The 1,878-nt window shown below is 30.2% G+C and carries 2 protein-coding genes; both read right to left on the reverse strand.

Going from position 1 to position 1,878, the window contains the following annotated elements; all coding sequences use genetic code 11:
* Positions 1-814, reverse strand: an 814-nt coding sequence (locus ACVC2P_RS00810) for an AAA family ATPase (RefSeq protein ID WP_452596584.1), incomplete at its 3' end; no start/stop codon positions are given.
* A gap of 744 nt (positions 815-1,558) precedes the next feature.
* Positions 1,559-1,878 (reverse strand): hypothetical protein (locus ACVC2P_RS00815; protein WP_452596585.1); only part of this gene is annotated, 320 nt, incomplete at its 5' end.

Raw genomic sequence — 1,878 nt, forward strand, 5'->3', positions numbered from 1 at the left:
GATTACCATAATCATAATATTCATCATCTAAAAGATTTTGCTCTGTTCTTTTAGCTAAATGTTCTAAATGAACAGAAGGCTTTACTTTGAAATAATTATTAAAAAGAATAAAAACTGGCTCTCTTGCTGATAGGGTGGATAAAACTTCATCTATTTTCTTATTGAATTTTGCCTGTTCAATTAACTTTAAATATCGACTTTCTTCTTTTGAATTATCTTCTTCTATTAAAGCAAAGTTTTTTTCCAAAAAAGCAATCAGATTAGTAGTATTGTCACCCGATAAAATTGTATCGTCACTCCAAGTATCTGTTACAGATTTAATCAGTACACTAGGTGCTTTTGATAATTCTTCATCTTCTGGATTTTCAATCTTATATTGTTTGTCTAAATGCGCAAGCATTCTTGTCAAATCATTCTTTATATCTTTATAATATATTTTTGAAGGTGCATCTACTAATGAATGATATAATTTATTATCAATATTTTTGTAAACTTTGTACTTACAACTTCTAAATTCTTCTGGTATTAACTCTTTATCACCTTCTTCAAGTGTGTAATATCCAGTAACTACAGTTATATCTTTTGGAAGTACTTTTTTTGTAGAAATATCATTATACATTGAACGTGGATAATCTCTCAAAACATCAAATCCAGCTACATCTGATGGTTTATTAAGTTGTTGTAGAGCTCTCAATATAACTGTTTTCCCTGCTTCATTTGGACCAACCATTATTGTCTTGAGTTCTTCTATTTCAAATTCTCCTGTATCAATTATACTTCGGTAATTTTGAATTCTTGCTTTGGTTAATTTCATTTTCTGTTTTTTTTGCTTGCAGGTAACTATTGTATAAACGCAACTTATTGCGTTTATTTTCCTTATATATTAATAATTAAAAACGTAATCGTTTTTTGTTAAGTATTATGAAAACAACTGCTTTTATTACCTTTTCCAAACATATTAAGCGTTTTTAATTATTTACAAACGACTAATGTCGCTTCTTCTTTATGCTATAAAACAAACCTAAATAACATTTGTTTTAGTTTTCTACGGGAATCCGTAAATGCATCAAATTAATTACCATTTTAGTCTTTGCGTAGGGAGGTGAAAACCTAATAGGTAATTGTAGTCTTTTACTATTGCGTAAGTTGCAAATTTTTTAAGAGAATTCCTATACGTATATCTACGTATATTTTTTAGGCTAAAGCAAAGAAGGGAAAGTTAGCAAGACTATTATTTACGGTAAGCTTTTTAATGTTATTTAATACGTAGTTTTATTTTCTTCATCAGATTTATACTCAACCCGATAGCGCGGATTTGTAATCCGTGCCCACATTAAAGTACATTTAAAACTAAAACTTTTAGCTAATTATCTATTCTTCGTACAATTTTAGCCTCTTATAAAAAATAAAAAATAAGGCCCTGCTTTACGTGCTTTTTATTATTCTTTACGGGCACGGATTATAAATCCGTGCTATCTGGCATATAAAGATAAAGAAACCGACGATGCATTAAAAATGCTGTCATCGGTTTTTAAATTTCTGATTGTTTTAAGCCCAACTACTGCTTTACTAACACCATTTCTAATGGCATTTTGTAGACATTTACTTGTTCGCCTGTAGCTATTAAGTACGATTTATCGACGACATTTTTCCATTGTAAGGTTTCTGTACCAGACGTATTATCATATTCTATTGTTAAATCAGACCCCCCAATATCATCAAGAAAATCTGGCTCTACAATGGCTAAGTGATAGCGATTAACTGAAGGTGGATTTTTAACCACACTACCATCTGCTAAATAGGTGAAAGTTGAAGCAAAACCATCTACCATAATCATTTTGCCGTAATCGGTGGTGTAGGTGTTATACTGTTCTACAC

This window comes from Pontimicrobium sp. MEBiC01747 (genome assembly GCF_053601635.1).